The sequence below is a fragment of the Acinetobacter sp. V2 genome, from assembly GCF_001188385.1.
Lineage (GTDB): Bacteria > Pseudomonadota > Gammaproteobacteria > Pseudomonadales > Moraxellaceae > Acinetobacter > Acinetobacter oleivorans.
The window spans coordinates 83348-84932 of record NZ_JZFB01000001.1; the positions used below are offsets into that span (position 1 = coordinate 83348).

General features: G+C 45.1%; 1 protein-coding gene. It reads left to right on the forward strand.

The features are described 5' to 3' along the window. Nucleotides 1-91 precede the first annotated feature (91 nt). Nucleotides 92-1585 (forward strand): urea amidolyase family protein (locus UC75_RS00415; protein ID WP_049837321.1); only part of this gene is annotated, 1494 nt, incomplete at its 3' end.

Genomic DNA, 1585 nt, shown 5'->3' on the forward strand with positions numbered 1-1585 from the left:
GTCATGCACCGGGTCACATGTTTATTACCGACATTCCTGACCGCGCTTGGATTGGCTAATTGGACTAAAGAAGAATTAAAAGGATAAGCAAATGCGTTTTTTATCGGTAAACGCCGACTGTTTTCTGATTGAGCTTGCGAGCCTAGAGGAAACTTTGGCGTTGTACAATAAATTGCAAAATACGCAATTGAATGGAATTAAAGACTTAGTCCCCGCTGCAAAAACAATTTTGGTTTTTTTCAACGAGATCGAAACCAACTTTAAAACACTAGTCGCTTCAATTCAGGGCCTTAAAGTTGATTCTGGATTTGAGCGTAGCAGCCAAGAAGTAATTGTGCCGATTCGTTACGACGGTGAAGACCTTGCGCAAGTTGCCGAGCTACAAGGGTTGTCTGTAGCTGATGTGATTAGAAAACATCACGAAAGTGTGTGGAATGTGGCTTTTATTGGTTTTGCGCCGGGTTTTGCTTATATGAGCAGTCCTGACAGACCTTTTACTGATATTCCACGTTTAACGGTTCCGCGTAAAAAAATACCGTCAGGCTCTTTGGGCTTGGCTGGGAAATACTCTGGTATTTATCCAAAAGACAGTCCGGGTGGCTGGCAGCTGATTGGAACCACATCGGAAAAAATGTGGGATTTAGAGCGTAAAAACCCTGCATTGCTGTTACCGGGCATGACCGTTCATTTTGAAGATGTCACGCATAGTCCAACGACTGTGACTGTACCGCAGCAAATCAAACGTAAGGTTGAGCCGAAACAATCTCTGCCACTGTTTACGATCACTGCGCCAAGTTTACAGATGCTTATTCAAGACGAAGGACGCTTAAACCTGACCAATATTGGTGTTGGAGTGGCTGGTGCAATGGATTTGTCTGCCATGCATAGTGCTAACCGTATTGTGGGTAACCCAACCGATACACCCGTTATTGAAGTTTTAAATGGCGGTCTAAAAGCCAAAATGCAGCATGCGGGCGTTATTGCAGTTGCAGGTGCTATTTCAAACATCCGTGTGAAATTTGCTGATGGTCAAACCGCAGACTTTGCAAGCTATCAGCCGATTGATTTAGATGAAGGCGATGAATTTCAAATTCAGCCACCAACAGCAGGCTTAAGAAACTATCTGGCAGTTCGGGGTGGTATAGACATTGAACCAGTACTCAATAGCGCTTCATTTGACAGCTTGGCGGTGTTAGGGCCAGAGCCTCTAAAGCTCGGAGATACCATTTATCAAGGGCAAATAAAGGCAGCCAACATTAGCCTAAATGAAGTGGGTAAAAGCGATTTGCCAGAAGCTGGTGAAGTCGTTGAGCTAGATATTGTGATGGGGCCGCGCACTGACTGGTTTGAACAAGACAGTATTGAGCTGCTTTGTCAGCAAGAGTGGCTAGTGACCAATGAAAGCAACCGCGTCGGGCTAAGACTTTCAGGTGAGCAGCCTTTGACTCGCAAAATTACCTACGAGTTGGAAAGTGAAGGTACATGCATTGGTGCTTTGCAGATTCCACCGAGCGGGCAACCTGTTTTGTTTATGAATGATCATCCTTTAACGGGCGGCTATCCAGTCATTGGCTCGGTTGCTAAA